Origin of the sequence: Neorhizobium sp. CSC1952 (assembly GCF_030378245.1) — a bacterium.
GTDB classification, from domain to species: domain Bacteria; phylum Pseudomonadota; class Alphaproteobacteria; order Rhizobiales; family Rhizobiaceae; genus Neorhizobium; species Neorhizobium oryzae_A.
The window spans coordinates 297,424-322,730 of the sequence record NZ_CP128416.1 but is presented as its reverse complement, the minus strand read 5'-3'; the positions used below and the strand labels follow the sequence as shown (position 1 = coordinate 322,730).

The window sequence follows — 25,307 nt, the reverse complement described above, 5'->3', positions numbered from 1 at the left end:
CCTGCCGGGCATCTCCCCCACAAGGGGGGAGATTGGATAGTAGCCGAGCGTCGCCTCCAATTCATGTTTGAGATTGCCGAAGCTGCACAGACCGACATTAATGTTTCGGGAAGCCGGCGCGTCTTGCCGATCTCCCCCCTTGAGGGGGAGATGCCCGGCAGGGCAGAGGGGGGTGGATGCGGGTGCCGCAACGGCGTCCATCCTACCTCTTCACCTCCCAGGTCGTGACGCGCTCGCCGGTGGCCGGGTCCTTGCCGTCCTTCAGCTGGATGCCCTTTTCGGAAAGCTCGTTGCGGATCTTGTCGGCCTCGGCGAAATTCTTCGCTTTCAGGAGTTCGAGCCGCATGGCGACCAGCGCATCGACGGCGGAAGCCAGCGCCTCGTCGATCTCGGTCTTCTGCGGCAGCACGCCGAGGAGGTCGGCGCTGGCGGCAAAGACCGGCAAAAGCGCCTTGTCGGATTGGGCCTCCTGCGCCAGCGCATGCAGCGCCTGCACGGCCGCGACCGTGTTGAGGTCGTCCGAAAGCGCCTCCAGCACGGTGTCGCAGGGGGCCGCGCCGGATGGGTCCGCCGCCGGCCATTTGGAGAGGAGCCGCTCTGCCTCTTCCAGCCGCTTCACCGAGAAATCGATCGGCTCGCGGTAATGCGTCATCAGCATGGCGAGCCTCAGCACGTCGCCCGGCCACTTTCGGCCGCCGAAGGTTTCGGTGTGCAGGAGATCGTAGATGGTGATGAAATTGCCTTCCGACTTCGACATCTTGCGGCCTTCGACCTGCACGAAGCCATTGTGCATCCACACGTTCGCCATCACGTCCGTGCCGTGGGCGCAGCGCGACTGGGCGATCTCGTTCTCGTGGTGCGGGAAGATGAGGTCCAGTCCGCCGCCATGGATGTCGAAGACCTCGCCAAGATAGCGCCCGCTCATCGCCGAGCATTCGATATGCCAGCCCGGCCGGCCGCGGCCCCAGGGGCTTTCCCAGCCGGGCTCGTTATGGCTCGACAGCTTCCACAGCACGAAGTCGCCGGGGTTCTTCTTGTGCGCGTCGACTGCGACGCGGGCGCCCGCCTGCTGCTCGTCGAGCGGGCGTTTGGAAAGCCGGCCGTAGTCGCGCATCGATTTCGTGTCGAACAGCACTTCGCCGCCCGCCACATAGGCATGGCCGTTGGCGATCAGCTTGTCGATGATGCCGATCATCTGTTCGATATTGTCGGTGGCGCGGGGCTCCACGGTCGGCTCCAGGCAGCCGAGCTCGGCCACATCCGCGTGGAACTGCCGCTCGGTCTTTTCGGTGACGGCGCGGATCGCCTCGTTGAGCGGCAGGCCGGGATGGTCGCGCAGCGCCCGGGCATTGATCTTGTCGTCCACGTCGGTGATGTTGCGGGCATAGGTGACGTGGTTTTCGCCGTAGACATGCCGGAGCAGCCGGAAGAGCACGTCGAAGACGATCACGGGCCGCGCATTGCCGATATGGGCGTAGTCGTAGACCGTCGGCCCGCAGACATACATGCGCACGTTCTGGCGGTCGATCGGTTTGAACTCCGCCTTCTCGCGGGTCAGCGTATTGTAGAGCTTGAGCGAAAAGCCCATCGAAAATCTCCCGACAGCAGGCGCCCGGCCGGACCGGGTCGTTTGTCTTCAAGGCTTTTCGAGAGACGAAAACGGCCGGGCCAGCGCGTACGCTAGCGAATAATGATCCCACAAATGGAAATCGCCGTTTTCATGGGCTTGGGTTATGGCGCGGAGCAGGGGTTTGGTCAAGGGGTGTTGCCTGTCCATGAGCGATTGAACGGCCCCTCATCCGGCTGCCGCCACCTTCTCCCCGCACGCGGGGAGAAGGTTAGGGTGAGGGACCAGGAGGGCTTCACTCAGGCATCCTGAAATCCACGAACCTGTTCTCGCGCACCACGAAGAGCCGGCCGCTGTCCTTCAGTTCGGGTGAGGCGAGGAAGAGGATTTTCTCGGCGACTTCGGAAGGATGCGGCAGGCTCTCGGGGTCTTCGCCGGGCATCGCCTGGGCGCGCATCGCCGTGCGGGTGGCGCCGGGATTGACGATATTGACCTTGAGCGGCGTATGGCTGGTTTCTGCCGCCCAGATGCGCGCCATGTTCTCCACCGCCGCCTTGGAGATCGCATAGGCGCCCCAGAAGGCCGGCGCCTTGCTGGCGACGCCAGACGACATGATCAGCGCCCGGCCGGCATCGGAGCGGACGAGCAGCGGCTCGACGGAGCGGATCAGCCGCCAGGTCGCCGTCACGTTGGTCAGCATCACCTTCTCGAACACCTTCGCCTCGATATGGCCGAGCGGCGAGATGACGCCGAGGATCCCCGCATTTGCGACAAGGATGTCGAGCTTGCCCCAGCGTTCGAAGATCGAGGCGCCGAGCCGGTCGATGGCAGCCATGTCGGTGATGTCGAAGGGCACGAGCGTGGCGGTGCCGCCGGCCGCCTTGATCGCGTCGTCGAGCTCTTCGAGGCCGCCGACCGTGCGGGCGGTGGCGATCACATGCGCGCCGGCACGCGCCAGACCCAATGCCGTGAAATAGCCGATGCCCCGCGACGCGCCGGTGACCAGCGCGATCCTGCCCTTCAGATCGATCGTCATGATGCCTTCCTCGAATTCTCCGCGCAGCCTCTGCCCGCGCTCCTCATCCTGTCCTTCGGATTGGACCGGAGGATTGTCACAGGGATACGGCGGGCGCAAGTGCCTGGGTGAGGGAGAGTCTTTCTGTCATGCGAAGAGCCGGCGTCCCGTCAAGCGTCGTGCCGTGCCCGCCCCCTCTGGCCTGCCGGCCATCTCCCCCACGGGTGGGGAGATCACAAGCGGCATGCTCTTCCCGCCAAAAGGACGATGCGGCAGGTAGGAGGCTGGTTATCTTGGGAAGCCGGTGCGCCCATCCAATCTCCCCACCTGTGGGGGAGATGGCTGGCAGGCCAGAGGGGGGCGGACACGGCACGACCCCTGAGTGCGGTCTTCGAAGGAGGCCCCCTCAGCCGTTGCTGGCGAGGACCGAAACCTTGCGTCCCATCGTCTCGCCGTCCTTGTCGAGCAGGCGGGTGGGATAGTCGCCGGTAAAGTAATGGTCGGTGAACTGCGGGCGGGCCTCGTTGCGGTCCTCGCCGCCGACGGCGCGGTAGAGGCCGTTGAGCGACAGGAATTCGAGCGAATCCGCGCCGATATACCGGCACATGGCCTCCAGGCTGTCGTACTGGTTGGCGAGCAGCTTTTCCCGGTCCGGCGTGTCGATGCCGTAGAAATCCGGATAATAGATCATCGGGCTGGCGACGCGGATATGCACTTCCCTGGCGCCGGCATCGCGGATCATCCGCACGATCTTCAGCGAGGTCGTGCCGCGCACGATCGAATCGTCGACCAGCACGACGCGCTTGCCCTCGATCATCGCCCGGTTGGCGGAATGCTTGAGCTTGACGCCGAAGGCGCGGATCTGCTGCGTCGGCTCGATGAAGGTGCGGCCGACGTAATGGTTGCGGATGATGCCGTATTCGAAGGGGATGCCGCTTTCCTGCGCATAGCCGAGCGCGGCAGGCGTGCCGCCGTCCGGCACCGGCACGACGACATCGGCTTCGACCGGCGCTTCCTTGGCGAGGTTGATGCCCATGTTCTTGCGCGCGACATAGACGCTGCGGCCGCCGACGACGGAATCCGGCCGGGCGAAATAGACGTATTCGAACAGGCAGAGGCGCTCCGGCTGGCCGTTGCCGGCCTTGCGGGCGTCGATGGTGATCGAGCCGTCCGGCTGGACCTCGCAGATGACGACCTCGCCGTTCTCCACGTCGCGGATGAATTTCGCGCCGATGATGTCGAGCGCGCAGGTTTCCGAGCAGAAGATCGGCTTGCCGTCGAGCTCGCCCATGACGAGCGGCCGGATGCCGGTGGGGTCGCGGGCGGCGATCAGCTTGGTGCGGGTCATGGCGAGCATGGAATAGCCGCCTTCCATCTGGCGGATCGCGTCGATGAAGCGGTCTGCGGTCGATGCGTAGCGCGAGCGGGCGATGAGATGCAGCACCACTTCGGTATCGGAGGTCGACTGACAGATGGCGCCGCCGGCGATCAGCTGCCGGCGCAGCGTCAGCCCGTTGGTGAAATTGCCGTTATGGGCGATCGCGATGCCGCCGACTTCCAGTTCGGCGAAGAGCGGCTGCACGTTGCGCAGCGCCACTTCGCCGGTGGTGGAATAGCGGTTATGGCCGATGGCGATGTTGCCGGGAAGTTTCGCGAGCGTCGCGGGATCGGTGTAATGGTCGCCGACGAGCCCCATGCGGCGTTCCGAATGGAAGCGCAGGCCGTCGAAGGAGACGATGCCGGCCGCCTCCTGGCCGCGATGCTGGAGCGCGTGCAGGCCGAGCGCCGTCAGCGTCGCCGCGTCGGGATGGCCGAGGATTCCGAAGACGCCGCATTCTTCGCGAAGCGTATCGCCATCCCATTCGTGGACGCTTCTTCCGTCAAACGTCTCGGAAACCGGCTCGCTCATCTTGGCCCCTTATCCCTTTCGGAAAAATGGAAAGGCCGGTCGGGGGAAATCTCTCCCCGGAACCCAGCCCGTTCTTCATGTGAACTCGAATGTTACCACAAATGGTGACGTTTCGCGCTGCATCAAGCGCAAGATAACGTCAATTATTTGTTGAAGGTGCGTCTTCGGCCGGCGGCTGATCCTGTCCTGCGGCACTATCGGCCGGCGCTTCCTCCCGGCCCATGATGCGGGCGCGGATCTGCGGCTCGATATCCTCGGGCAGGACCGCTTCCAGCCGCGCGACGAGCGTATCGAGGAAAGGCTTCGATTTCGCCTGCGTCACCCAGGCGGGCTGCGCGTTGGCGGCCACCAGCCAGTTCCAGAACGCCACGGCCACCACGAGCAGCAGGATGCCGCGGGCGGCGCCGAACAGGAAGCCGAGCGTGCGGTCGAGCGCGCCGATGCGGCTGTCGATGATGAAGTCCGCGATGCGCGCGGTGATGAAGGAGATGACGATCAGCGCGATCAGGAAGATGATGCCGGCGGAGGCGGCGATCGCGATGCGGTCATCGGCCGTGTAGTTCTTCGCGTAGGGAAGCAGCAGCGGATAGAGATAATAGGCGGCGGCGACCGAGCCCACCCAGCTTGCGATCGACAGCACTTCCCGCGAAAAACCGCGAACCATGGCAAGCACGGCGGAAAACAGCGTCACGCCGATGACGATACCGTCGAAAATCGTGATGGGCATATATGAACTACTCCGAACTGATCGACTTCGCGACAGCGCCCCGCCGTCTCGCAGCCGTCATACAACAGCGGACCTGTTAACGGAAGATCAATCATCTTCCGGGGCTTGCGGCATGTGGATGAATGGTCTGCCGCGCTGAATTCCTGGCATCAAAACCTCTCATGAGGATGTTTCTCTTCCAAAACCGAAATAGAGCGAGGGAGCCGCGAGTCTCCTTCTCCCCGTCAGAACGGGGAGAAGGTGCCCGGCAGGGCGGATGAGGGGCTGAAAACTTGCTTATGCCTTTATGCGTTCCGGCGCTCAATCCTCTTCCACGGCCGGCCGGAGCCGGTTGGAGGAGCCGGCGATGCGCGCCACCAGGTCCGGCAGGTCGTCGATCTCGGTCCAGCGTCCGTTTGCGCCCTTCGGCACTTCGGCCGAGCTTGCGGGCAGCATGGCGCCTGCAAAACCGAGCTTCTCGGCCTCTTTAAGGCGTTGCGCCGTCTGCGAAACCGGCCGCACGGCGCCCGAAAGGCTGATTTCGCCGAAATAGACGCAATCGGCGGGGAGCGCCAGGCCGGCGAGCGAGGAGACGAGTGCGGAGGCGACGGCGAGGTCCGCCGCCGGTTCCGAGATGCGGTAGCCGCCAGCCACGTTGAGATAGACGTCGTGCTGCCCGAGGCGGACGCCGCAATGGGCCTCCAGCACCGCGAGAATCATCGAAAGCCGCGACGAATCCCAGCCGACCACGGCGCGTCGCGGCGTGCCGAGCGAGGTCGGCGCCACCAGCGCCTGGACTTCCACCAGCACCGGCCGCGTGCCCTCCATGCCGGCGAAGACGGCGGCTCCCGGAGCCTTGGCGTTGCGCTCGCCCAAAAAAAGTTCGGAGGGGTTGGAGACTTCGCGAAGGCCCTTGTCGGACATTTCGAAGACGCCGATCTCGTCGGTCGGGCCGAATCGGTTCTTGACGGTGCGCAGGATGCGGTAATGGTGGCCGCGGTCGCCCTCGAAATAGAGAACGGCGTCGACCATGTGCTCGACGACGCGAGGTCCGGCGATCTGGCCCTCCTTGGTGACGTGGCCGACGAGCACCATGGCGGCGCCCGTCTGCTTGGCGAAGCGGATCATCGCCTGCACGCCGGTGCGAACCTGGGTGACGGTGCCGGGCGCCGAATCGGCCGTGTCGCTCCAGAGCGTCTGGATCGAATCGATGATGACGAGATCCGGCCGCTTGCCGTCCGAAACGGTGGCGAGAATGTCTTCCACATTCGTCTCGGCGGCGAGCAGCACGTCCGTATCGGCCGCACCCAGCCGCTGGGCGCGCAGCCTCACCTGCGCCACCGCCTCTTCGCCCGAGACATAGATGATACGGTGGCCGCGGCGGGAAAGGGCGGCGGCCGCCTGCATCAGCAGCGTCGACTTGCCGATGCCGGGATCGCCGCCGACGAGCACCGCCGAGCCGCGCACGAAACCGCCGCCGGTCGCCCGGTCGAGCTCGGAAATGCCGGTATGGATGCGCGGCGCCTGCTCGGTCTCGCCGGAAAGCGTGGTGAGCGCCACGGCACGGCCCTTCTTCGGCGCGCGTCCCGGACCGCCGCCGATGCCGCCCATCGGGTCTTCCTCGACGATCGTGTTCCACTCGCCGCAGCCGTCGCATTTGCCGGCCCAGCGGCTGTGCACCGTGCCGCAGTTCTGGCACACGAATTGGGTCTTTGCTTTTGCCATGGGGTCAGGTCAGTTTTCGTCAGTCTTGAAATAGTCGGGAGAGATTTCCTGATGGCCGTGCAGAACACGCACGACGACCAGTTCATTGCCCCGGATACGAAAGAAAATGATGCGTTCGCGATAAGCGATGCTGCGAAGGCCCTCGCCAAACTCAGAGCGGCTGACGCCCGTCAGGCCCAGCTCGGCCAAGGACCTGACTTTGGCAAAGATCGACAGTGCAAACCTGCTTGCAGCCAAAGGACTGGAAAGCGCGATATAGTCGTGATCGTCAACCACGTCGGCACGCGCCGTGGTGGTCCATCTGGCGCGCCGCCGTCTAATGGCCGGTACCCGTCTTCAGCTTGCGTTCGTTAGAGAGACGCTCGATGTCGGCGAGAAATTCCTCTGCCGTGTCGTAGCTATGAACGCGGCCTGCTTCCACGTCGTCCAACCCCGCCTGAATCAATTGCTGGAGGCTGGTATTGTGACGCTTCAATAGTCGGATGCCGGCCATTACGGCCTCGCTGACATCTGTATAACGCCCATCCTTTACCTGCTCCTCGATAAAGGCCCTGTCCTCTTCGCTGAGATGGATCTCGGTCATTTCGATCTCCTTTTGTTCTCTTGTAGCATGGTCGATCGCGGCTTCCAAGAGGAGAGGCGCACGTCACTCAGCCGTCGGGATAGACATACCGCCGCTCGTAGCGCAGACCGAGGCCGGTGAGCATCTCGTAGCCGATCGTGCCGGCCGCACGCGCCACCTCGTCGAGCGGCATGTTAGGGCCGAAGAGCTCGATATAGTCGCCGGCGCGGATGTCTGCTGCCGGAACGTCGGTGACGTCGAAGATCGTCAGGTCCATGGTGATGCGGCCGACGACCGGCACCCTGTGGCCTGCGACGAAGCCGTGAGCGCCCGGCGTGCCGCCGGCCCTGAGGGGCACACCCGAGCCGGAAAGCGAGCGGAGATAGCCGTCCGCATAGCCGGCCGCGGCGATGGCGAGCCGGCTGTTGCGCGACAGTCGATGCGTGGCGCCGTAGCTGACCGTGGTGCCTTCGTCGGCCTCGCGGATCTGGACGATGCGCGCCTCCGCCTTCGCGACGGGCTTGAGCGGCTTCATGCCCTGCACGGATTCGCCGCCATAAAGCGCGATGCCGGGCCGGGTGAGGTCGAAGTGGTATTCGGGACCGAGGAAAATGCCGGCGGATGCGGAGAGGCTTGATTCGATGCCTTCGAAAGCCTCGGCAACCCTCTGGAAAGATTCGAGCTGCTGCCTGTTGAGGGGCGAGGAGGGCGTATCTCCGCTGTGGAGATGCGAGAGCACCAGCACCGGCGAGAAGCTCGCCGGCCGCGAGACGTCCTCGGCAAGGGCGATCGCCTCATCGAGCGGGATTCCGAGCCGGTTGAAGCCGGTATCCACCTGCAGGGCGCAGGGGTGGTCGCCGTGTTCCGAAACGACGGACATCCAGAAGGCGAGCTGTTCCTCGGAGGCGAGCACCGGCACGAGATCGTTCTCGAAGAACGTGCGTTCCTGGCCCGGCCAGATGCCGGAGAGCACATAGATGCGGGCGTCCGGCGCATAGGCGCGCAGCGTCACCCCTTCCTGCACGACGGCGACGAAGAAATCCCGCGCGCCGGCTTCGTAAAGCGCGGTGCCGCAATCCTCGAGCCCGAGGCCGTAGGCGTCCGCCTTGAGGACCGCCGACGCCCTTGCGCTTCCCGAGCGCCGCGCCATCTCCCGCCAGTTGTCGACGAGTGCTCCGAGATCGACGGTCAGGCGTACCGGCGCGAAGTCGAAATCGTCGGGAGAGGAAAGTTCGGTCTCGAAATCGGTCATTTCTGCTCGTCGCGCATGAGGGGTGTTCCGGCGATCCTACCGCTTTCGAAGGCGGGAAAAAGACCGCGGCGTGAAAATCCTTCGCGCTGCACAACCTTTTGGGAGACGAAGCTCCGGAGGAGACTGCCGGAGCCGGTGCACAGGGAGCTTCGCAAATCTGTCACATCGGCTGGATAGAAGCGGCGGACGGCGCGCGGCCGGTCAGGTGACCAGGCCGCTGCGCCTCTTCTTTTTGCGGGGGCGGGACCGATGCAGAACAATCCGGCATTTGTGATCGAGGGGGCGAGCGTGGTTTTCGGCGATCGCCTGGCGCACGCCTCCGTCCGTGTCGAAGACGGGCGGATCACGGCGGTCGACGGCGCGCGAGACGGAGCGGATGTCATCGACGGCCGCGGCCATATCCTCGCGCCGGCCTTCGTGGATGTCCATGGCGACGCCTTCGAGCGGCAGATCATGCCGCGGCCCGGCACCATGCTTCCGGTCACCGCGGCGCTGCTCGACACGGACCGCCAGCTTGCGGCGAACGGCATCGCGACGGCCTACCATGCCCTGACGCTGAGCTGGGAGCCGGGGCTCAGGTCTGTGGAGAACGGCCGCTCCGTCGTCGCCGCCCTCGATGCGCTCTCCCCGCGGCTGACGGTGGACAACCGCGTGCAGCTGCGCTGGGAAACCTTCTGCTTCGAAGCCGTCGACCTGATCCGTGAGGCGCTTTCGGGCCCGCATCTGCCTTCGATCGCCTTCAACGATCATACGTCGATGGTGATGCTCGATCCCTCCGTGCCGTTGCAGGAGCGGCCGTTCGATCTCGATCCGGCCTTCCCGGCGGTCGATCCGCGATCGCCCGAATTCGCCGTGAAGATGGCCGAACGCGCCAAGCGTGCGCAGATCCCGGTGCCGGACATGGTCTCGCTCGTCCGCGACATGTGGGAGCGCCGGCCTGAGGTGCCCGGGGCGATCGAGGACGTGGCGGCGCTCGGCCGGGCGGCCGGCGCGCCGATGCTCTCGCACGACGACAGCCAGGTCGAGACGCGCGACTTCTTCCGCGCCCGCGGCGCGCGGATCAGCGAGTTCCCGATGAACAGGCGGGTGGCGCGGGCCGCCCGCGACGCCGGCGACTTCATCGTCTTCGGCGCGCCGAACGCGGCGCGCGGCGGCAGCCATCTGGCTTCCGTCGCCGCAGCCGACATGATCCGCGACGGTCTCTGCGACATTCTCGCCTCGGATTATTACTATCCGGCGATGCTGCTCGGCCTCGCGCGGCTCAAGGCCGACGGCGTCGCACCGCTCCACGCGCTCTGGCCGCTCGTATCGGGCAATCCGGCACGCGCTTCCGGGCTCGTCGATCGCGGCGTGATCGAAGTCGGCAGGCGGGCCGATCTCGTGCTGGTCGAGTGGCCGGAAGACGGCGTACCGGCGGTACGGCGCACCTGGTCCGCCGGCCGGGAAGCCTATCGGGCGGCGCCAGCGGGCCGTTGAAGGAACCCGGCATGCCGGTGACGGCATACGGTGCTGCGCAGAACCGGCAACGGTTGGACGCCACCTGAAATCAGGCTACGCTCCGCAGATCGAAATCCGCATGGATCACCTCGTAGGGCACGTGTATGCGGCCGTCCTCGTTGATTTCGACCAGTCCCCATTCGATCAGCACCGCCGTATCCTCATGAACGCGCTTCACATCGCGGGAAAGGGCATGAGCCAGAGCGCGATAGGTGGAGGGGCCGAGGCCTTGCAGGGTTTCGATCAGCGTCCACCGCTTCGGTGTCAGCACCGTAAAGAGCTGTTCGGGAGACGAGAAGCTGAAGACATGATCCTGCGGCTCGCCGGTTTTCCAAGCTTCGAGAAAGCCTTTGGCGGCCTGCTGAAGTACAGCCTCGTCGTCCTTCTGGATTCGGATCGTGGCGGTGGTCATCGGCGCTGTCTCCTTGCATGCACATCGGCAAGAAAATCCCGGATCAGAGCGTCGACAGTCGAAAAGGTATAGCTCTCTTCGTGGTCGTTAAGGTGCCGGTGATCGCCTTTGCCTCTTTCATTGTCGTAGCCGACGATCCGCCGTCCTTCGTAACCGTAGAACAGGCTGTATTTGTAGGCGTGTCGACTACCCAAGACGGGATGCGGAACCTTCCAGACGACCATCTCGACGATGGCACCATCCGATAGCACGCTTTTCGAGCGGTAAAGCAATTCCGCCTTCATGTTGGCGATCATGCCAACATGAAGGCGGTCTGTCAAATCGAGCTGATCTCAATGCTCTTCGTACTGCGTGAAGCTCGGATCGGCCAGGTCGGCGAAGCGGGTGTATTCCGACTGGAAGGCGAGTTTCACGGTGCCGGTCGGCCCGTGGCGCTGTTTGGCGATGATGACGTCGGCCGTGCCCTTCACCTTGTCCATATGCGCTTCCCATTCCGGATATTTCGGATCGGAAATATCGCGCGGCTCCAGGTTCTTCACGTAATATTCCTCGCGGAACACGAAGAGCACCACGTCGGCGTCCTGTTCGATCGAGCCGGATTCGCGAAGGTCGGAGAGCTGCGGGCGCTTGTCGTCGCGGCTTTCCACCTGGCGCGAGAGCTGCGACAGCGCGATGATCGGCACGTTCAGCTCCTTGCCGAGCGCCTTCAGGCCCGTGGTGATCTGGGTGATTTCCTGCACGCGGTTGTCGCCGGATTTGCCGGCGCCGGTCATGAGCTGGATATAGTCGACCACCAGGCAGTCGAGGCCGCGCTGGCGTTTCAGGCGCCTGGCGCGGGCGGAGAGCTGGGCGATCGAGATGCCGCCCGTCTGGTCGATGAAGAGCGGCACCTTCTGCATCATCTGGCTGCAGGCGACGAGTTTTTCGAAATCGGCTTCGGTGATGTCGCCGCGGCGGATCTTCGACGACGAGACTTCCGTCTGTTCGGAGATGATGCGGGTGGCGAGCTGTTCGGCCGACATTTCGAGCGAATAGAAGCCGACGACGCCGCCGTTCTTGGCCTTGAAGGACCCGTCCGGCATCACCTCCGGCTCGTAGGCGGCCGCGATATTGTAGGCGATGTTGGTGGCGAGCGAGGTCTTGCCCATGCCGGGGCGGCCGGCAAGCACGATCAGGTCGGAGCGCTGCAGCCCGCCCATCTTGGCGTCCAGCGACATGATGCCGGTCGAGATGCCGGAAAGATGCCCGTCGCGCTCGAAGGCCGCGCCCGCCATGTCGATCGCGAGCGCCACGGCATCGTTGAACGACTGGAAGCCGCCGTCGTAGCGGCCGTTCTCGGCAAGCTCGAAGAGACGGCGTTCGGTATCCTCGATCTGCGCCTGCGGCGGCATGTCGAGCGGCGCGTCATAGGCGATGTTGACCATGTCCTCGCCGATGGTGATCAGCGCGCGGCGCAGCGCCAGATCGTAGATCGCCCGGCCGTAGTCCTCGGCGTTGATGATCGACACGGCCTCGGCCGCGAGACGGGCGAGATACTGCGCCACAGTCAGGTCGCCGACCTTCTCCTCGGCCGGCAGGAAGGTCTTGATCGTCACCGGATTGGCGGTCTTGCCCATGCGGATGATATCGCCGGCGACCTCGAAGATCTTCCGGTGCAGGGGCTCGTAGAGATGGACGGGCTTCAGGAAGTCCGAGACGCGGTAATAGGCGTCGTTGTTGACGAGGATGGCGCCGAGCAGCGCCTGTTCGGCCTCGATATTGTTCGGAGCTTCGCGGTAATGGGGTTCGGCCGGCTGGAGATTGGCGAGCTTGCGCACGGCGTCATTCATGGTCTTTTTGTCCGTCCCTGTCCGTCAAGGTTTCGGTTGTAGAGGCTTCGGGCAAAGGGCGATACGCCAAAAGCGATTCCCACAGCAATTCACAGAGCCGCTCCAGTGCGGAAAACAAAAAACGCTGTGAAACGGTAAAACCGATTGACTGTATCAGGACGCCGAATCGCCCGGGCCATCCGACATTCTATACCGAAACGCATAAAAAAACGCCCGGACCTTGCGGGATCCGGGCGTCTTTTGAATAGGCAGCCGCGAAGCGATCAGGCTTCGTCTTCTTCCTCGCGGGCGGCTTCCGGATCGAAGAAATCTTCCGGACGCAGCGCGTCTTCGTCGACGCCGTAGATGGCTTCGGCGGAGGTGAGGCTCTCGCCCTTGGCCTGGCGCTCGGCTTCTTCCGGCGAACGGGCAACGTTCACGTCGATCGAGATCTCGACTTCCGCATGCAGGTGCAGCGTGACCTTGTGAATGCCGATCTCCTTGATCGGATGGTTGAGGTCGACTTGGTTGCGGCCGATGTTGAAGCCTTCGGCGGCAAGCGTCTCGACGATGTCACGGGCAGCGACGGAGCCGTAGAGCTGGCCGGTTTCGCCGGCGGCGCGGACGATGATGAAGGACTTGCCGTCGAGCACTTCGGCAACCTTCTGGGCTTCGCCCTTGCGCTCCAGGTTGCGGGCTTCGAGCGTGGCGCGCTCGGCTTCGAAACGCTTCTTGTTGGCGTCGTTGGCGCGCAGCGCCTTGCCCTGCGGCAGCAGGAAGTTACGGGCAAAACCGTCGCGAACCTTCACGACTTCGCCCATCTGGCCGAGCTTCGGCACGCGTTCGAGCAGGATGACTTGCATGGTGGGTTTCCTTTCTAAGTCTCAATTCTTGTTTTCATCGGGATTGGCGGAGGACCTGACCGGGGTGAGCGCGATCGTCCGCCGCGTGTCGGAGAGGCCGAGCACGAGGATGGCGATCGCCGGCAGCAGGAGCATGGAGGCGAGATAGCAGAGGACGAGGACCGGCACGCGCCAATCCTTGCCCTGGCTGCGGAAATGGATGGAGGCGAAACCCGCCATCAGGAAGCCGGCGCCGAACGTGCCGCAGATCACCGCGCCGATCATCGCCGGAACGCCGCCGACGAAGGTGAGCAGGATGCCGGCGAGAAAGATGAAGATGGCGTGCCGGTTCATGCGCAGCGCCGACGGCATGTCCTCGCGCGGGCGGAGCGCCCGGCCGGAGCGGGAGACGATGCGCACGGCGATGTAGAAGGCCGCGAACAGCAGCATGACCCAGATGCCGCCCTGCACGAGCGGCAGCATCAGCACGATCATCGCCTTGGTCTGCTCCATGCCGGCCGGGTCCGGCGTGAAGGCGGGCTCCTGGGACTTCAGCGCCTCCGTCATGGCATCGACCATCTGGCCGGTGAGTTCCGGTCCGTAGCCGATGACGACGCCGAGCGCGATGACCGCGACCGTGACGAGGCCGCACAGATGCAGCAGGATGTCGGAGATCGGATACCAGGCCATCAGGTTGTCCGGGCCGCCGAGTTCGGAGGCCGGGCGCGCCAGGTTGGCGAGGTGGCTGAGCCAGCCCGCCGGGATCAGCGTGAAGACCGCCATGGCGAGCGCGAAGAGCGGCGAGACGAGGAGGGCGCCGAGCACGGCGGCCGTCACGACGCCGACGATCGCGGCGCGGTTGCCCCAGCCGAGCCCGGCGACCAGGATCGGCAGCGCGGAGGCGGCATAAAGCACGGACGCGAAAGACGACTGCGCATTCGCACCCAGCACGAGCAGGGTGGCGGCGATGCCGGCGAGAATGCCGGTGGGCAGCACGGTCTGATACTTGTTCGTCACGGTCTCGCTGTCCTGCTAATTCAAGCAGTTAGGGGAGGGCACCTGAATCATCTTCTCAGGCACTTCATCCCCAACATGGGATTTAGGATTTCCGATCCGCGCCCATCGCGGAAGGGAGGTCCGACCCTTGAATTCCAAATCCAAGGGTCGGTTGGTTTGTTGGCAAACCTTGCCTCTTGCTCGGCGTCATCTTCGGCCTTGTGCCGAGGATCTGCATTCCTCGATAAAATCTTATCGTTGCAGATGCTCGGGACAAGCCCGAGCATGACGGAGGAGCGTGTGGCGGCTTTGCCGGCAGTCTGTCCGACCCTCAGATTAGGAATCTGAGGGTCGGTATTTCAAATCACGCTACGACGTAGGGCAGCAGGCCGAGGAAGCGGGCGCGCTTGATCGCCTGGGCGAGTTCGCGCTGCTTCTTCTGGGAAACGGCCGTGATGCGGGACGGAACGATCTTGCCGCGCTCGGAAATGTAGCGCTGCAGGAGGCGTACGTCCTTGTAGTCGATCCGCGGCGCATTGGCGCCCGAGAACGGGCAGGTCTTGCGGCGGCGGTGGAACGGGCGGCGTGCCGGAGCGGAGGATACGTCAGCCATTGTCTCTTCTCCTTATAGCCGATTACGCTTCGCGCGGCGTCGACGGACGCGGGGCGCGCTGGAATTCGCCGTCGCGGCGCGGCGGACGGTCGCCGAATTCGCGGCGCGGACGGTCGTCGCGGTCGCGCTTCTGCATCATCGCGGACGGGCCTTCCTCGTGCTTCTCGACGGCGATCGTCATGTAGCGGAGAACGTCTTCGTTGATGCGCATCTGGCGTTCCATCTCGTGCACGGCCGGTGCCGGAGCGTCGATGTCCATCAGTGCGTAATGAGCCTTGCGGTTCTTCTTGATGCGGTAGGTGAGGGACTTGAGGCCCCAGTTTTCTACGCGCCCGACCTTGCCGCCGTTTGCTTCGATGACGCCCTTGTACTGTTCGACGAGGGCATCAACCTGCTGCGGGGACATATCCTGCCGGGCAAGGAATACGTGTTCGTAAAGAGCCATGTAAGCTTTGCCTTTTCTTGCGGTTGTCTTGACCCGGACCTCGGCGGCTAAGCCTCAACGACTGCTCCTGAGAGGCTTCGAAAGCCAAGCAAGAAAAGTTGTTTGATCGAGACGGTCGAGAGCGGAGACACGGGAGGCTTGGACCCTTTGGTCCCTGCGGCCCGCTTTCGCGAGCCTGCCCTCCGTTCAGCCACCAGCCAGAAGACCGGGCATTTCGAACAGCGCGCCTTATACGGATTTTTGGGAAGAAGGCAAGGGGAAAGCCGGCGCGCGGTTCATTTCTGGTTCTGGCGATGGCAGGGGCGACGGTTCGGGCCTCGCCGCCTGCCGTTCGCCGGCGTTACTTCCGCCGTTCGAAATTCGCCTTGCCGCCCGATTTCGGGCCGTTGCTCTTGGGCTTGTCCTTCTTCTTGAAGGGCTTGTTGAAGGGCTTGTCGGCGCCGCCCTTGCCGAAAGGCTTCTCGCGGAATGGTTTGTCGAAGCTCCGCGCATCGCGGTTTCCGGCCCCGGCGGGCTTGGCTTTGCCCTTCGGCTTGGCGTCGCCCCAGACCGCGTCGTCGAGGCGCCGCCCCTCGTCGGCCTTGCCGCGGGCTTTTTCGCCGCTGAGCTTGCCCTTCCCCTGCCATTCCTTGCGGGGGCCATCCTTGAAAGACTTCTCTTTCCAGGGCTTGTCCATGCGCGGACCTTCTCGGCGGGCAAAACCGTCCTCGTCCTTCCCACGGGAGAACTTGCTGAAATCCGGTGCACCGTCGAGTCGCGTCACGCGGATGCCGCGTTCCATCATCCGGTCCTTGCCGAGCTTCTGCAGGAAGCGGTCGGCATGGTCGGCGGCGATCTCCACGAAGGTCTCGTCGGCCTGCATCTTGATCGCGCCGATCTCGTTCTTCGTCAGGTCGCCGTTGCGGCAGATTGTCGGGATGAGCCAGCGCGGCTCGGCGCGCTGCTTCCGGCCGACGGAGAGCGAGAACCAGGCGGCCGGGCCGAAATCGCCGCGCGGCGTCAGCGGCCGGGAAGCCGGGTCCCCTCCGTCACGGGCATTGCCGCGTCCGCCCTCGCGCGGCTTGCGGCTGCCGTCGAGCGACACTTCGACGATGTCTTCGGGGGCGGAATTCCTGCCGCGGTAGAGGCCGACAAAGGCGGTGGCGAGCTTTTCGGCGCCATATCGGGCGACGAGTTTCGCGACCAGCGCCTCTTCGTCCCCGTCGCGTGCGGCCTCTTCGAAGATCGGGTCGGCGAGCAGGCGCTCCTCGTCGCGGCGGATGACCTCTTCGGCCGAAGGCGGGCGGGCCCAGGTGGGCTCGATGCTCGCGCCGAACAGCAGGCGCTCGGCCTTGCGGCGCTGGTTGACCGGCACGATCAGCGCGCTGATGCCCTTGCGGCCGGCACGTCCTGTCCGGCCGCTGCGGTGAAGCAGGGTTTCCGAATTGGTCGGCAGGTCCGCGTGGATGACGAGGTCGAGACCGGGCAGGTCGATGCCGCGGGCGGCGACGTCGGTCGCGATGCAGACCCGGGCGCGGCCGTCGCGCATCGCCTGCAGCGCATGGGTGCGCTCGTTCTGGGTCAGCTCGCCGGACAGCGCGACGACGGAGAAATTGCGGTTGTTGAAACGCGCGGTCAGATGGTTCACGGCCGCGCGGGTCGAGCAGAACACGATCGCATTGGTCGCTTCGTAATAGCGGAGCACGTTGATGATCGCATTCTCGCGGTCGGCCGGTGCGACGACCAGCGCGCGGTATTCGATATCGACATGCTGCTTTTCCTCCGCCGCCGTCGAGATGCGCACCGCGTCCCGCTGATAGCTCCTGGCGAGCTTGGCGATCGCCGCCGGCACGGTTGCCGAGAACATCAGCGTCCGCCGGGCGTCGGGAGCGGATTCGAGGATGAATTCCAGATCCTCGCGGAAACCGAGATCGAGCATCTCGTCCGCCTCGTCCAATATGGCGACTTTGATCTCCGACATGTCGAGCGCATTGCGGCGGATGTGGTCGCAGAGACGGCCGGGCGTGCCGACGACGATATGGGCGCCGCGCTCCAGCGCCCGGCGCTCGCTGCGGATATCCATGCCGCCGACGCAGCTCGCGATTATCGCGCCGGTCATCTCGTAGAGCCATTCGAGCTCGCGCTTGACCTGCAGCGCGAGTTCGCGGGTCGGCGCGATGACGAGCGCGAGCGGGCTGCCGGCCCGGCGGAACTTTTCCTCTCCGCCGAGGAGGGTGGGAGCCATGGCAAGCCCGAAGGCGACCGTCTTGCCCGAGCCGGTCTGCGCCGAAACGAGCGCATCGGACCCGACGAGGGCGGGATCGAGCATCGCCTTCTGAACCGGGGTCAGGGTTGCGTAGCCGCGTTTCTCCAACGCCTTGGCGATCGCCGGGAGGGCGCCGTTGTAATCGGTCATCTGTCGGTCTTTCGGATTTCCTGGCGCGCGTGCGCCGTGGCCGCAAGGATCGCGGCCGCACATTGCGCCGGGTCCTACTCAGTCCGAAGGCAAATGTCAAAATCCGCGGCGATCATGGCCGCTCAGGCCTGCAGGCCCGGCTGCGGCGGAGGGCTCTGAGGGGCGCCCGTCGGGCAAAGGAATGGCACCGGGCTCGCCTCCGGATTGCCGGCGTGCCGGAGCAAGGCTCCCGGCACGGTTTTCGCATAGGCGCCGTCCGCTCACAGCGTCATCGGATATCGCCGGTAGACTTCTGCGATGTCTTTCATCGCCTCGTCCGAAAGCTTCAGGCCCGCTGCGGCCGTATCGGTCCTCAGCTGCGCCATCGATGTCGCGCCGATGATGACGGACGTCATGAAGGGCCGCGAGAGGCAGAAGGCGAGCGCCATCTGCGCCAGGTCCAGGCCGTGCTGCGCCGCCACCTCGGCATACGCCTTCACCGCCGGCTCCTGCAGCGGCTGCAGGCGTCCGCCGAGGTCCTTGTTGATCGTCGCGCGAGACCCTGCGGGGCGGGCGCCGTTCCGGTACTTGCCGGTCAGGATGCCGGCGGCGAGCGGCGAATAGGCCAACAGTCCGACATCCTCGTGATGGGCGACTTCCGCAAGGTCGAGGTCGAACTGCCGGTAGAGGAGGTTGTACTCGTTCTGGATCGAGGCGACGCGCGGCAGACCCTTCTCTTCGGAGAGGCGCAGGTATTTCAGCGTGCCCCAGGCGCTTTCGTTGGAAAGGCCGGCGGCGCGGATCTTGCCGTCTTTGACCAGCCCGCCCAGCGTTTCGAGGATTTCGGCGATTTCTTCTGCCACCTTCTCGCGATCCTGCGTCGTCGCGTCGAAGGTCCAGGAATTGCGGAAATGATAGGTGCCCCGGTTCGGCCAATGGATCTGGTAGAGATCGAGATAGTCGGTCTGCAGGCGCTTCAGGCTGGCGTCGAGCGCCTCGCGGATGGTCGTCGCGTCGATGCCGCGCCCGCCACGGATATGCGGCCGGCCGCTGCCGGCGATCTTCGAGGCGAGGACGAGGTCCTTGCGCCTGCCGCCTTTCTTCAGCCAGGTGCCGATGATCTCTTCCGTCCGGCCATATGTCTCCGGGCCCACCGGCGTGGTCGGATAGAGTTCGGCCGTGTCGAAGAAGTTGATGCCGTTCTCGAAAGCATAATCCATCTGCTCATGGGCTTCCGCTTCCGTATTCTGCGTGCCCCAGGTCATGGTGCCGAGGCAGATTTCCGACACGGAGAGTTCCGTGCGGCCGAGTCTCTTATATTTCATGAAATGAGGTCCCGTCTGAAATGCGTCCGGGACTTTAAGCGGGATTTGCTGCAGCGCAAGAGGCAATATCCAGGCTTTTCAGCGGTTTTGCGGGGGTGCTTCCTTGACTCGGGATGCCCAAATGTGAATGGAGAGGCGCAAAGCATGAGGGAAGGACATATCCCATGAGCATCGCATTCACGTTCCCGGGCCAGGGCAGCCAGGCCGTCGGCATGGGCAAGGATCTGGCGGACGCCTTTCCGGAGGCCCGTGCGGTTTTTGCCGCGGTCGACGAGGCGCTCGGCCAGAAACTCTCCGACATCATGTGGAACGGACCGGAAGAGACGCTGACGCTGACCGCTAATGCGCAGCCGGCGCTGATGGCCGTTTCGCTTGCCGCGATCCGCGTGCTCGAAGCCCGCGGCCTGAGCCTTGTCGACAAGGTCGCCTATGTCGCGGGCCATTCGCTCGGCGAATATTCCGCGCTCTGTGCGGCCGGAACCTTCTCGCTCGCCGACACGGCGCGGTTGCTGCGCATTCGCGGCGATGCCATGCAGACGGCGGTGCCGGTCGGGCAGGGCGCCATGGCGGCGATCATCGGCCTGGAGCATGGCGACGTGGAAGCCGTCTGCGCAGAGGCCCGCGACGTCGGCGTCTGCCAGATCGCCAACGACAACGGCGGCGGTCAGCTCGTCATTTCCGGCTCCAGGGCGGCGGTCGAGAAGGCAGCGGCGCTGGCGACGGAAAAGGGTGCCAAGCGCGCCATCATGCTGCCGGTCTCCGCCCCCTTCCACAGCGACCTGATGGCGCCGGCGGCCGACGCCATGCGCCACGCGCTGGACAAGGTGGAAAAGAAGAACCCGGTCGTCCCGGTGATCGCCAACGTGCGCGCCGCCCCGGCCTATGACGCCGACGAGATCGCCAAGCTGCTCGTCACCCAGGTGACCGGCCAGGTGCGCTGGCGCGAGACGGTCGAATGGTTCGGCGCCAATGGCGTGACGACGCTCTACGAGATCGGTTCGGGAAAGGTGCTGACCGGCCTTGCCCGCCGCATCGACAAGGATATTTCCGGCATTGCCGTCAATACGCCGGCCGATATCGACGCGGCGCTCGCCGCCATTGTTGGCTGATGGGAATAGCGAATAGGGAATAGGGAGTAGCGAATAGAAAGAGCCTGCGATGATGCGATGAAAATCATTCGCTATTCGCTATTCGCTATTCGCTCTAAAAAGAGGACGACATCATGTTTGATTTGACCGGCCGCAAGGCACTGGTGACGGGCGCAACCGGCGGGCTCGGCGAAGAGATCGCAAGGATGCTGCACAGGCAGGGCGCCGTGGTCGGCCTGCACGGCACGCGCGTCGAGAAGCTGGAGGCGCTGGCCGCCGAGCTCGGCGATCGGGTGAAGATCTTCCCGGCCAATCTCTCCGATCGCGCCGAGGTCAAGGCGCTCGGCGAGAAGGCCGAAGCCGAGCTCGGAGGCGTCGACATCCTCGTCAACAACGCCGGCATCACCAAGGACGGCCTCTTCGTGCGCATGAGCGACGAGGACTGGGATTCGGTGCTCGAAGTGAACCTGACGGCCGTCTTCCGCCTGACGCGCGAGCTCACCCATCCGATGATGCGCCGCCGCCACGGCCGCATCATCAACATCACCTCCGTCGTCGGCGTCACCGGCAACCCGGGCCAGGCGAACTACTGCGCCTCAAAGGCCGGCATGATCGGCTTCTCCAAGTCGCTCGCCCAGGAGATCGCCACCCGCAACGTGACGGTCAACTGCGTGGCGCCGGGCTTCATCGAAAGCGCCATGACCGGCAAGCTGAACGACAAGCAGAAGGAAGCGATCCTCGGGGCGATCCCGATGAAGCGCATGGGCGCCGGTGCCGACATCGCCGCCGCGGTCCTCTATCTTGCCTCCGACGAGGCGGGTTACGTCACGGGCCAGACGATTCACGTCAACGGCGGCATGGCAATGATCTGATCCGCCAAACGGCATCTCGAAGTGCGTTGCAATCGGTTGTTGGCGGCTGTGAGATGGAACAAATTCTGGCTTTGCGGAACACTGAAACCGTGTTAAGCGGGCCAATGACTGTGAATGGTCACCCCGGAATGCAGGCCGTCATATTGCGTGACTGCGACATGGCTGGAACCTGACAAGGGGCGAACGGGTTTGCCGGCATCGGCGTCGAGACGGCGGCGGTTGCGGGTTCTAACAGGGATGCGGATGCCGCTTGGGCATCCGATTAAGACAAAAGGTCGAGGAAACCGACATGAGCGATATCGCAGAACGCGTGAAGAAAATTGTTATTGACCATCTCGGCGTCGATGCCGACAAAGTCGTCGAAGGCGCCAGCTTCATCGACGATCTTGGCGCTGACTCGCTCGACACCGTCGAACTGGTCATGGCTTTCGAGGAAGAGTTCGGCGTTGAAATCCCGGACGACGCTGCCGATTCCATTCTGACCGTCGGCGATGCCGTGAAGTTCATCGAGAAGGCCCAGGCCTGATCGACGCGATAGATTGGGATAAAGCCTTGACGGCAGATCCCGAAAACGGCCCGCTCGCACGGGCCGTTTCAGCACTTAGGGTCGGGGCCTACAGCATCGGCCCGAAAATCGGAATCGATTTTCGGTAAGCACGATGCGTAGATTCAATAAGTTAGAGCGTCCTTTGCGCGTCCCTTCGGACGCACGGCGCTCTAAGGTGAGATACGTTCTAAACATGAGAAAATGCAGGGTGGAACGCTGGCGATGAGACGGGTCGTTATCACCGGTACCGGTATGGTATCTCCTCTTGGATGCGGAACGGAAGTGAGCTGGCAGCGCCTGCTCGCCGGCAAGAATGCCGCCCGCCTGGTGACGGAATTCGAGGTCGAGGACCTGCCGGCCAAGATCGCCTGCCGCATTCCGACCGGCGACGGCTCCGAAGGCACCTTCAATCCCGACGACTGGATGGAGCCGAAGGAACAGCGCAAGGTCGATCCCTTCATCATCTACGGCATGGCCGCCGCCGACATGGCGCTCGAGGATGCCGGCTGGCATCCGCAGACCGATGACGACCAGATCGCCACCGGCGTGCTGATCGGCTCGGGCATCGGCGGCCTCGAAGGCATCGTCGAGGCGGGCTACACGCTGCGCGACAAGGGGCCGCGCCGCATTTCGCCCTTCTTCATCCCCGGCCGCCTGATCAACCTGGTCTCCGGCCAGGTGTCGATCCGCCACAAGCTGCGCGGTCCGAACCACGCCGTCGTCACGGCCTGTTCCACCGGCGCGCATGCGATCGGCGACGCGGCGCGCCTCATCGCGCTCGGCGACGCCGACGTGATGGTCGCCGGCGGCGCGGAATCGCCGATCTGCCGCATCTCGCTGGCGGGCTTCGCCGCCTGCAAGGCGCTTTCCACCCAGCATAACGACGAGCCCCAGAAGGCTTCGCGTCCCTACGACCGCGACCGCGACGGTTTCGTCATGGGCGAGGGCGCCGGCATCGTCGTCCTCGAAGAGTTGGAGCACGCCAAGGCGCGCGGCGCCAAGATTTACGCCGAAGTCGTCGGCTACGGGCTTTCCGGCGACGCCTTCCACATCACCGCGCCGTCGGAAGACGGCGAGGGCGCCTACCGCTGCATGTCCGCGGCCCTGAAGCGGGCCGGCATCGCGGCTTCCGATATCGACTACATCAACGCTCACGGCACGTCGACCATGGCCGACACGATCGAGCTCGGCGCGGTCGAGCGCCTCGTCGGCAATGCCGCTTCGAAGATCTCGATGTCGTCGACGAAGTCGGCGATCGGCCATCTCCTGGGGGCTGCCGGGGCGGTCGAGGCGATCTTCTCGACGCTGGCGATCCGCGACAACATCGCGCCGCCGACGCTGAACCTCGACAATCCCGACGTCGAAACGGCGATCGACCTTGTGCCGCACAAGGCGCGCAAGCGCGAGATCAACGTGGCGCTGTCCAACTCCTTCGGTTTCGGCGGCACCAACGCCTCCCTCGTGCTGCGCCGGTACGACGCATAATTGAACGCCGTGGCCGGAATGACGACTGGACTCGCGAAGCGAGTTCGTATCATCTGCTGGACCTGTTTTTTGCCGCATTGCTTGGCCAAACAGCGGGCAAAAGCAACGAATCTAGGGGGCGTGGTTGAGCGATACGAATCCTGTGAGTGAGCAGCCGCCCGGCAATGGCAGGGGGCCGATCATCCCGAAATCGCCGAACGAGGCCCTGAAGCCGGAGCGTGTGCCCGAGCCCCCGCGGCGTTCGAAGAAGGCGCGCAGCCAGCTCGTCATCTTCCTGAATTTCGTGATGACGATGGTCGTCGTCATCTGCGTGGCCGCGGTCGCCGGCTTCTATTACATGATTTCCAGCTTCCAGGATCCGGGTCCGCTGGAGGCCAACACCCATTTCACGGTGCGTCCCGGCGCGGGCGTGGCGGAGATCGCCAACAACCTCGAGCGCAACGGCGTCATTTCCGATGCCCGCATCTTCCGCTATGTGACGGCGAGCTACCTGCGCGACGGCGAGACGCTGAAGGCGGGCGAATACGAGATCAAGGCCCGCGCCTCCATGAAGGACATCATGGAGCTTATCGAATCGGGTAAATCGATCCTCTATTCCGTCGTCCTGCCCGAAGGGCTGACCGTCAAGCAGATGATGCTGCGGCTGGCGGAAGATCCGGTGCTCGAAGGCGATCTGCCGGCCGAACTGCCGCCGGAGGGGAGCCTGCGCCCCGACACCTACAAGTTCTCGCGCGGCAGCAAGCGGGCCGACATCATCCAGCAGATGCGCGTGGCGCAACAGAAGATGATCGACCAGATCTGGGAGCGCCGCGATCCGGACCTGCCGATCAAGACGAAGGAAGAATTCGTCGTGCTCGCCTCGATCGTCGAGAAGGAGACCGGCAAGGAAGACGAGCGCGCCCATGTGGCTTCGGTCTTCATCAACCGGCTCCAGCGGGGCATGCGCCTGCAATCGGACCCGACGATCGTCTACGGCATTTTCGGAGGCGACGGCAAACCCTCCGACCGGCCGATCTTCAAGTCCGACCTCGCCAAGCAGACGCCCTACAACACCTACCAGATCAAGGGCCTGCCGCCGACGCCGATCTCCAATCCCGGCCGCGCGGCGCTGGAGGCCGTCGCCAATCCCTGGCGCACCAAGGACCTCTACTTCGTGGCCGACGGCACCGGCGGCCATGTCTTTGCCGCGACGCTGGAGGAACACAATGCCAATGTCCGCCGTTGGCGCAGGATAGAAGCCGACCGCGCCGCCAATCCGGAGGCCGTCGTCGATGGCCAGCCGGACGGTGAAGAGGCGGAAAAGCCGCCGACGAGCAATTGACACGCCTTCTCTCCTCAAAGCGCGGCAGCGGCCTGAACATTATCTGGAGACGTCGATGACCCTGCAGTCCATGACCGGTTTTGCCCGCAGCGAAGGGTCGAGCGGGCGCAATCGCTTTGCATGGGAACTGCGCTCGGTGAACGGCAAGGGTCTGGATATCCGGCTGCGCCTGCCGTCGGGCCTCGAACGGCTTGAACCGGACGTCCGCCGGCTGATCTCGGAAAAATTCTCCCGCGGCAACCTGCAGGCGACCCTCAGCCTGACCGTCACCGAGACCAAGGTGGAGGCGGTGCTGAACCGCGAAGCGCTGGCCGCGGTGCTGGCGCTGCGCGAGGAGCTCGGCGATCTCGTCGATCCGTCGCCGCTGCGGCTCGATACGCTGCTCGGCATCCGGGGGCTTGTCGACATCCGCGAGCCGGAAGAGGACGAGGAGGCGATCGCCGCCCGCGATGCCGCGATCCTCGCCGGCCTAAGCGAGGCGCTCGTCCGTCTCGGGCGGATGCGCGAGGGCGAGGGCGCGGCGCTTGCCGCGGTGCTGAAGGGGCAGGTCGCCCGTATCGCCGAACTGGCCGAGGTGGTGGAGGCCGATCCTTCCCGCCAGCCGGAGGAGATCGCAAAGCGGCTTTCCCTCCAGCTTGCGGCGCTGCTGCAGGAGGCGCCGACGCTCGACCGGGACCGGCTGCATGCGGAAGCGGCGCTGCTGGCCACCAAGGCGGATCTGCGCGAGGAAATCGACCGGCTGAGGGCGCATGTCGCCGCCGCCGGCGAGCTCATCGACAAGGGCGGGCCGGTGGGCCGCAGGCTGGATTTCCTTGCACAGGAATTTAACCGGGAATCGAATACGATCTGTTCCAAATCGAATTCGGCTGCTGTAACCGCAGCCGGTATCGAATTGAAAGTCGTTATCGACCAGTTCCGCGAACAGGTCCAGAATCTGGAGTAGGTC

General features: G+C 64.6%; 24 protein-coding genes. 7 read left to right on the top strand and 17 right to left on the bottom strand.

Annotated features, from left to right (window positions below):
* Nucleotides 1-202: 202 nt before the first annotated feature.
* The 8 genes from cysS to alr form a co-directional block, all read right to left on the bottom strand.
* Nucleotides 203-1,588 carry a cysteine--tRNA ligase gene (gene cysS, locus QTA58_RS01620; protein WP_289671472.1) on the bottom strand — a complete coding sequence of 462 codons (1,386 nt, stop codon included), beginning with the start codon at nt 1,586-1,588 and terminating at the stop codon, nt 203-205.
* 274 nt (nt 1,589-1,862) lie between these two features.
* On the bottom strand, nt 1,863-2,603 hold the full coding sequence (locus QTA58_RS01615) for an SDR family NAD(P)-dependent oxidoreductase (RefSeq protein ID WP_289671471.1): 741 nt from the start codon (nt 2,601-2,603) through the stop codon (nt 1,863-1,865).
* A gap of 385 nt (nt 2,604-2,988) precedes the next feature.
* A complete protein-coding gene (purF, locus tag QTA58_RS01610; RefSeq protein ID WP_289671470.1) occupies nt 2,989-4,491 on the bottom strand; it encodes an amidophosphoribosyltransferase in 1,503 nt (500 codons plus the stop codon).
* Nucleotides 4,492-4,630: 139 nt separating this feature from the next.
* On the bottom strand, nt 4,631-5,218 hold the full coding sequence (locus QTA58_RS01605) for a CvpA family protein (RefSeq protein WP_085422895.1): 588 nt from the start codon (nt 5,216-5,218) through the stop codon (nt 4,631-4,633).
* A 300-nt stretch (nt 5,219-5,518) separates the two neighbouring features.
* Complete coding sequence (gene radA / locus QTA58_RS01600; protein ID WP_289671469.1) at nt 5,519-6,922, bottom strand: DNA repair protein RadA; 1,404 nt, start codon at nt 6,920-6,922, stop codon at nt 5,519-5,521.
* Nucleotides 6,923-6,931: 9 nt separating this feature from the next.
* Nucleotides 6,932-7,243: a type II toxin-antitoxin system RelE/ParE family toxin gene (locus tag QTA58_RS01595; protein ID WP_289673318.1), complete on the bottom strand. Its 312-nt coding sequence runs from the start codon at nt 7,241-7,243 to the stop codon at nt 6,932-6,934.
* Nucleotides 7,239-7,505 (bottom strand): type II toxin-antitoxin system ParD family antitoxin, encoded by a 267-nt coding sequence (locus tag QTA58_RS01590; protein WP_289671467.1) that lies wholly within the window; start codon nt 7,503-7,505, stop codon nt 7,239-7,241. Before QTA58_RS01590 ends, QTA58_RS01595 begins: the two co-directional genes overlap by 5 nt.
* A 67-nt stretch (nt 7,506-7,572) precedes the next feature.
* Nucleotides 7,573-8,736 (bottom strand): alanine racemase, encoded by a 1,164-nt coding sequence (alr, locus tag QTA58_RS01585; protein WP_289671466.1) that lies wholly within the window; start codon nt 8,734-8,736, stop codon nt 7,573-7,575.
* Between the two features lie 249 nt (nt 8,737-8,985).
* Between alr and QTA58_RS01580 the strand changes: the two genes are divergently transcribed.
* Complete coding sequence (locus QTA58_RS01580) at nt 8,986-10,212, top strand: alpha-D-ribose 1-methylphosphonate 5-triphosphate diphosphatase (RefSeq protein WP_289671464.1); 1,227 nt, start codon at nt 8,986-8,988, stop codon at nt 10,210-10,212.
* Nucleotides 10,213-10,282: 70 nt separating this feature from the next.
* On the opposite strand, the gene QTA58_RS01575 is transcribed toward QTA58_RS01580, so the two are convergent.
* The 9 genes from QTA58_RS01575 to QTA58_RS01535 form a co-directional block, all read right to left on the bottom strand.
* Nucleotides 10,283-10,645, bottom strand: a complete 363-nt coding sequence (locus tag QTA58_RS01575) for a transcriptional regulator (RefSeq protein WP_289671462.1) — start codon at nt 10,643-10,645, stop codon at nt 10,283-10,285.
* Entirely contained in the window at nt 10,642-10,929 is a 288-nt protein-coding gene (locus QTA58_RS01570; protein ID WP_289673317.1) for a DUF6516 family protein, read from the bottom strand. Before QTA58_RS01570 ends, QTA58_RS01575 begins: the two co-directional genes overlap by 4 nt.
* A gap of 48 nt (nt 10,930-10,977) precedes the next feature.
* On the bottom strand, nt 10,978-12,474 hold the full coding sequence (locus tag QTA58_RS01565; RefSeq protein WP_085422901.1) for a replicative DNA helicase: 1,497 nt from the start codon (nt 12,472-12,474) through the stop codon (nt 10,978-10,980).
* Between the two features lie 263 nt (nt 12,475-12,737).
* Nucleotides 12,738-13,316 (bottom strand): 50S ribosomal protein L9, encoded by a 579-nt coding sequence (gene rplI / locus QTA58_RS01560; RefSeq protein ID WP_085422902.1) that lies wholly within the window; start codon nt 13,314-13,316, stop codon nt 12,738-12,740.
* A 21-nt stretch (nt 13,317-13,337) separates the two neighbouring features.
* Nucleotides 13,338-14,312 (bottom strand): DUF2232 domain-containing protein, encoded by a 975-nt coding sequence (locus QTA58_RS01555; RefSeq protein WP_085422903.1) that lies wholly within the window; start codon nt 14,310-14,312, stop codon nt 13,338-13,340.
* A 343-nt stretch (nt 14,313-14,655) separates the two neighbouring features.
* The gene (gene rpsR / locus QTA58_RS01550; protein ID WP_085422904.1) at nt 14,656-14,904 is read right to left on the bottom strand and encodes a 30S ribosomal protein S18; all 249 of its coding nucleotides are present in this window, start codon (nt 14,902-14,904) and stop codon (nt 14,656-14,658) included.
* Nucleotides 14,905-14,926: 22 nt separating this feature from the next.
* On the bottom strand, nt 14,927-15,349 hold the full coding sequence (gene rpsF / locus QTA58_RS01545) for a 30S ribosomal protein S6 (RefSeq protein WP_289671460.1): 423 nt from the start codon (nt 15,347-15,349) through the stop codon (nt 14,927-14,929).
* Nucleotides 15,350-15,689: 340 nt separating this feature from the next.
* The gene (locus QTA58_RS01540; protein WP_289671458.1) at nt 15,690-17,744 is read right to left on the bottom strand and encodes a DEAD/DEAH box helicase; all 2,055 of its coding nucleotides are present in this window, start codon (nt 17,742-17,744) and stop codon (nt 15,690-15,692) included.
* A 260-nt stretch (nt 17,745-18,004) separates the two neighbouring features.
* Nucleotides 18,005-19,048, bottom strand: coding sequence for an aldo/keto reductase (locus QTA58_RS01535; protein WP_289671456.1), 1,044 nt, complete (start codon nt 19,046-19,048; stop codon nt 18,005-18,007).
* Between the two features lie 164 nt (nt 19,049-19,212).
* On the opposite strand from QTA58_RS01535, the gene fabD reads away from it, so the two are divergent.
* The 6 genes from fabD to QTA58_RS01505 all read left to right on the top strand — a co-directional run bounded on the left by fabD (nt 19,213) and on the right by QTA58_RS01505 (nt 25,304).
* Nucleotides 19,213-20,157, top strand: a complete 945-nt coding sequence (gene fabD / locus QTA58_RS01530; RefSeq protein WP_289671455.1) for an ACP S-malonyltransferase — start codon at nt 19,213-19,215, stop codon at nt 20,155-20,157.
* A 113-nt stretch (nt 20,158-20,270) separates the two neighbouring features.
* Complete coding sequence (fabG, locus tag QTA58_RS01525) at nt 20,271-21,008, top strand: 3-oxoacyl-[acyl-carrier-protein] reductase (RefSeq protein ID WP_289671454.1); 738 nt, start codon at nt 20,271-20,273, stop codon at nt 21,006-21,008.
* Between the two features lie 289 nt (nt 21,009-21,297).
* Nucleotides 21,298-21,534, top strand: a complete 237-nt coding sequence (locus QTA58_RS01520; RefSeq protein ID WP_003502080.1) for an acyl carrier protein — start codon at nt 21,298-21,300, stop codon at nt 21,532-21,534.
* Nucleotides 21,535-21,777: 243 nt separating this feature from the next.
* Nucleotides 21,778-23,040: a beta-ketoacyl-ACP synthase II gene (gene fabF / locus QTA58_RS01515; protein ID WP_085422910.1), complete on the top strand. Its 1,263-nt coding sequence runs from the start codon at nt 21,778-21,780 to the stop codon at nt 23,038-23,040.
* A gap of 124 nt (nt 23,041-23,164) precedes the next feature.
* Entirely contained in the window at nt 23,165-24,361 is a 1,197-nt protein-coding gene (mltG, locus tag QTA58_RS01510) for an endolytic transglycosylase MltG (protein ID WP_085422911.1), read from the top strand.
* 55 nt (nt 24,362-24,416) lie between these two features.
* Complete coding sequence (locus QTA58_RS01505; protein WP_085422912.1) at nt 24,417-25,304, top strand: YicC/YloC family endoribonuclease; 888 nt, start codon at nt 24,417-24,419, stop codon at nt 25,302-25,304.
* The last annotated feature ends 3 nt before the right edge of the window (nt 25,305-25,307 follow it).

Excerpts from the sequence above, each read along its gene's own strand:
- rplI (WP_085422902.1), bottom strand. The coding sequence starts at position 13,316 with ATGCAAGTCATCCTGCTCGAACGCGTGCCGAAGCTCGGCCAGATGGGC.
- QTA58_RS01540 (WP_289671458.1), bottom strand. The coding sequence starts at position 17,744 with ATGACCGATTACAACGGCGCCCTCCCGGCGATCGCCAAGGCGTTGGAG.
- fabG (WP_289671454.1), top strand. The coding sequence starts at position 20,271 with ATGTTTGATTTGACCGGCCGCAAGGCACTGGTGACGGGCGCAACCGGC.
- QTA58_RS01570 (WP_289673317.1), bottom strand. The coding sequence starts at position 10,929 with ATGAAGGCGGAATTGCTTTACCGCTCGAAAAGCGTGCTATCGGATGGT.
- cysS (WP_289671472.1), bottom strand. The coding sequence starts at position 1,588 with ATGGGCTTTTCGCTCAAGCTCTACAATACGCTGACCCGCGAGAAGGCG.
- fabD (WP_289671455.1), top strand. The coding sequence starts at position 19,213 with ATGAGCATCGCATTCACGTTCCCGGGCCAGGGCAGCCAGGCCGTCGGC.
- QTA58_RS01520 (WP_003502080.1), top strand. The coding sequence starts at position 21,298 with ATGAGCGATATCGCAGAACGCGTGAAGAAAATTGTTATTGACCATCTC.
- QTA58_RS01565 (WP_085422901.1), bottom strand. The coding sequence starts at position 12,474 with ATGAATGACGCCGTGCGCAAGCTCGCCAATCTCCAGCCGGCCGAACCC.
- QTA58_RS01605 (WP_085422895.1), bottom strand. The coding sequence starts at position 5,218 with ATGCCCATCACGATTTTCGACGGTATCGTCATCGGCGTGACGCTGTTT.
- rpsF (WP_289671460.1), bottom strand. The coding sequence starts at position 15,349 with ATGGCTCTTTACGAACACGTATTCCTTGCCCGGCAGGATATGTCCCCG.
- alr (WP_289671466.1), bottom strand. The coding sequence starts at position 8,736 with ATGACCGATTTCGAGACCGAACTTTCCTCTCCCGACGATTTCGACTTC.
- QTA58_RS01580 (WP_289671464.1), top strand. The coding sequence starts at position 8,986 with ATGCAGAACAATCCGGCATTTGTGATCGAGGGGGCGAGCGTGGTTTTC.
- QTA58_RS01535 (WP_289671456.1), bottom strand. The coding sequence starts at position 19,048 with ATGAAATATAAGAGACTCGGCCGCACGGAACTCTCCGTGTCGGAAATC.
- fabF (WP_085422910.1), top strand. The coding sequence starts at position 21,778 with ATGAGACGGGTCGTTATCACCGGTACCGGTATGGTATCTCCTCTTGGA.
- QTA58_RS01505 (WP_085422912.1), top strand. The coding sequence starts at position 24,417 with ATGACCCTGCAGTCCATGACCGGTTTTGCCCGCAGCGAAGGGTCGAGC.
- rpsR (WP_085422904.1), bottom strand. The coding sequence starts at position 14,904 with ATGGCTGACGTATCCTCCGCTCCGGCACGCCGCCCGTTCCACCGCCGC.
- QTA58_RS01615 (WP_289671471.1), bottom strand. The coding sequence starts at position 2,603 with ATGACGATCGATCTGAAGGGCAGGATCGCGCTGGTCACCGGCGCGTCG.
- radA (WP_289671469.1), bottom strand. The coding sequence starts at position 6,922 with ATGGCAAAAGCAAAGACCCAATTCGTGTGCCAGAACTGCGGCACGGTG.
- QTA58_RS01590 (WP_289671467.1), bottom strand. The coding sequence starts at position 7,505 with ATGACCGAGATCCATCTCAGCGAAGAGGACAGGGCCTTTATCGAGGAG.
- QTA58_RS01575 (WP_289671462.1), bottom strand. The coding sequence starts at position 10,645 with ATGACCACCGCCACGATCCGAATCCAGAAGGACGACGAGGCTGTACTT.
- purF (WP_289671470.1), bottom strand. The coding sequence starts at position 4,491 with ATGAGCGAGCCGGTTTCCGAGACGTTTGACGGAAGAAGCGTCCACGAA.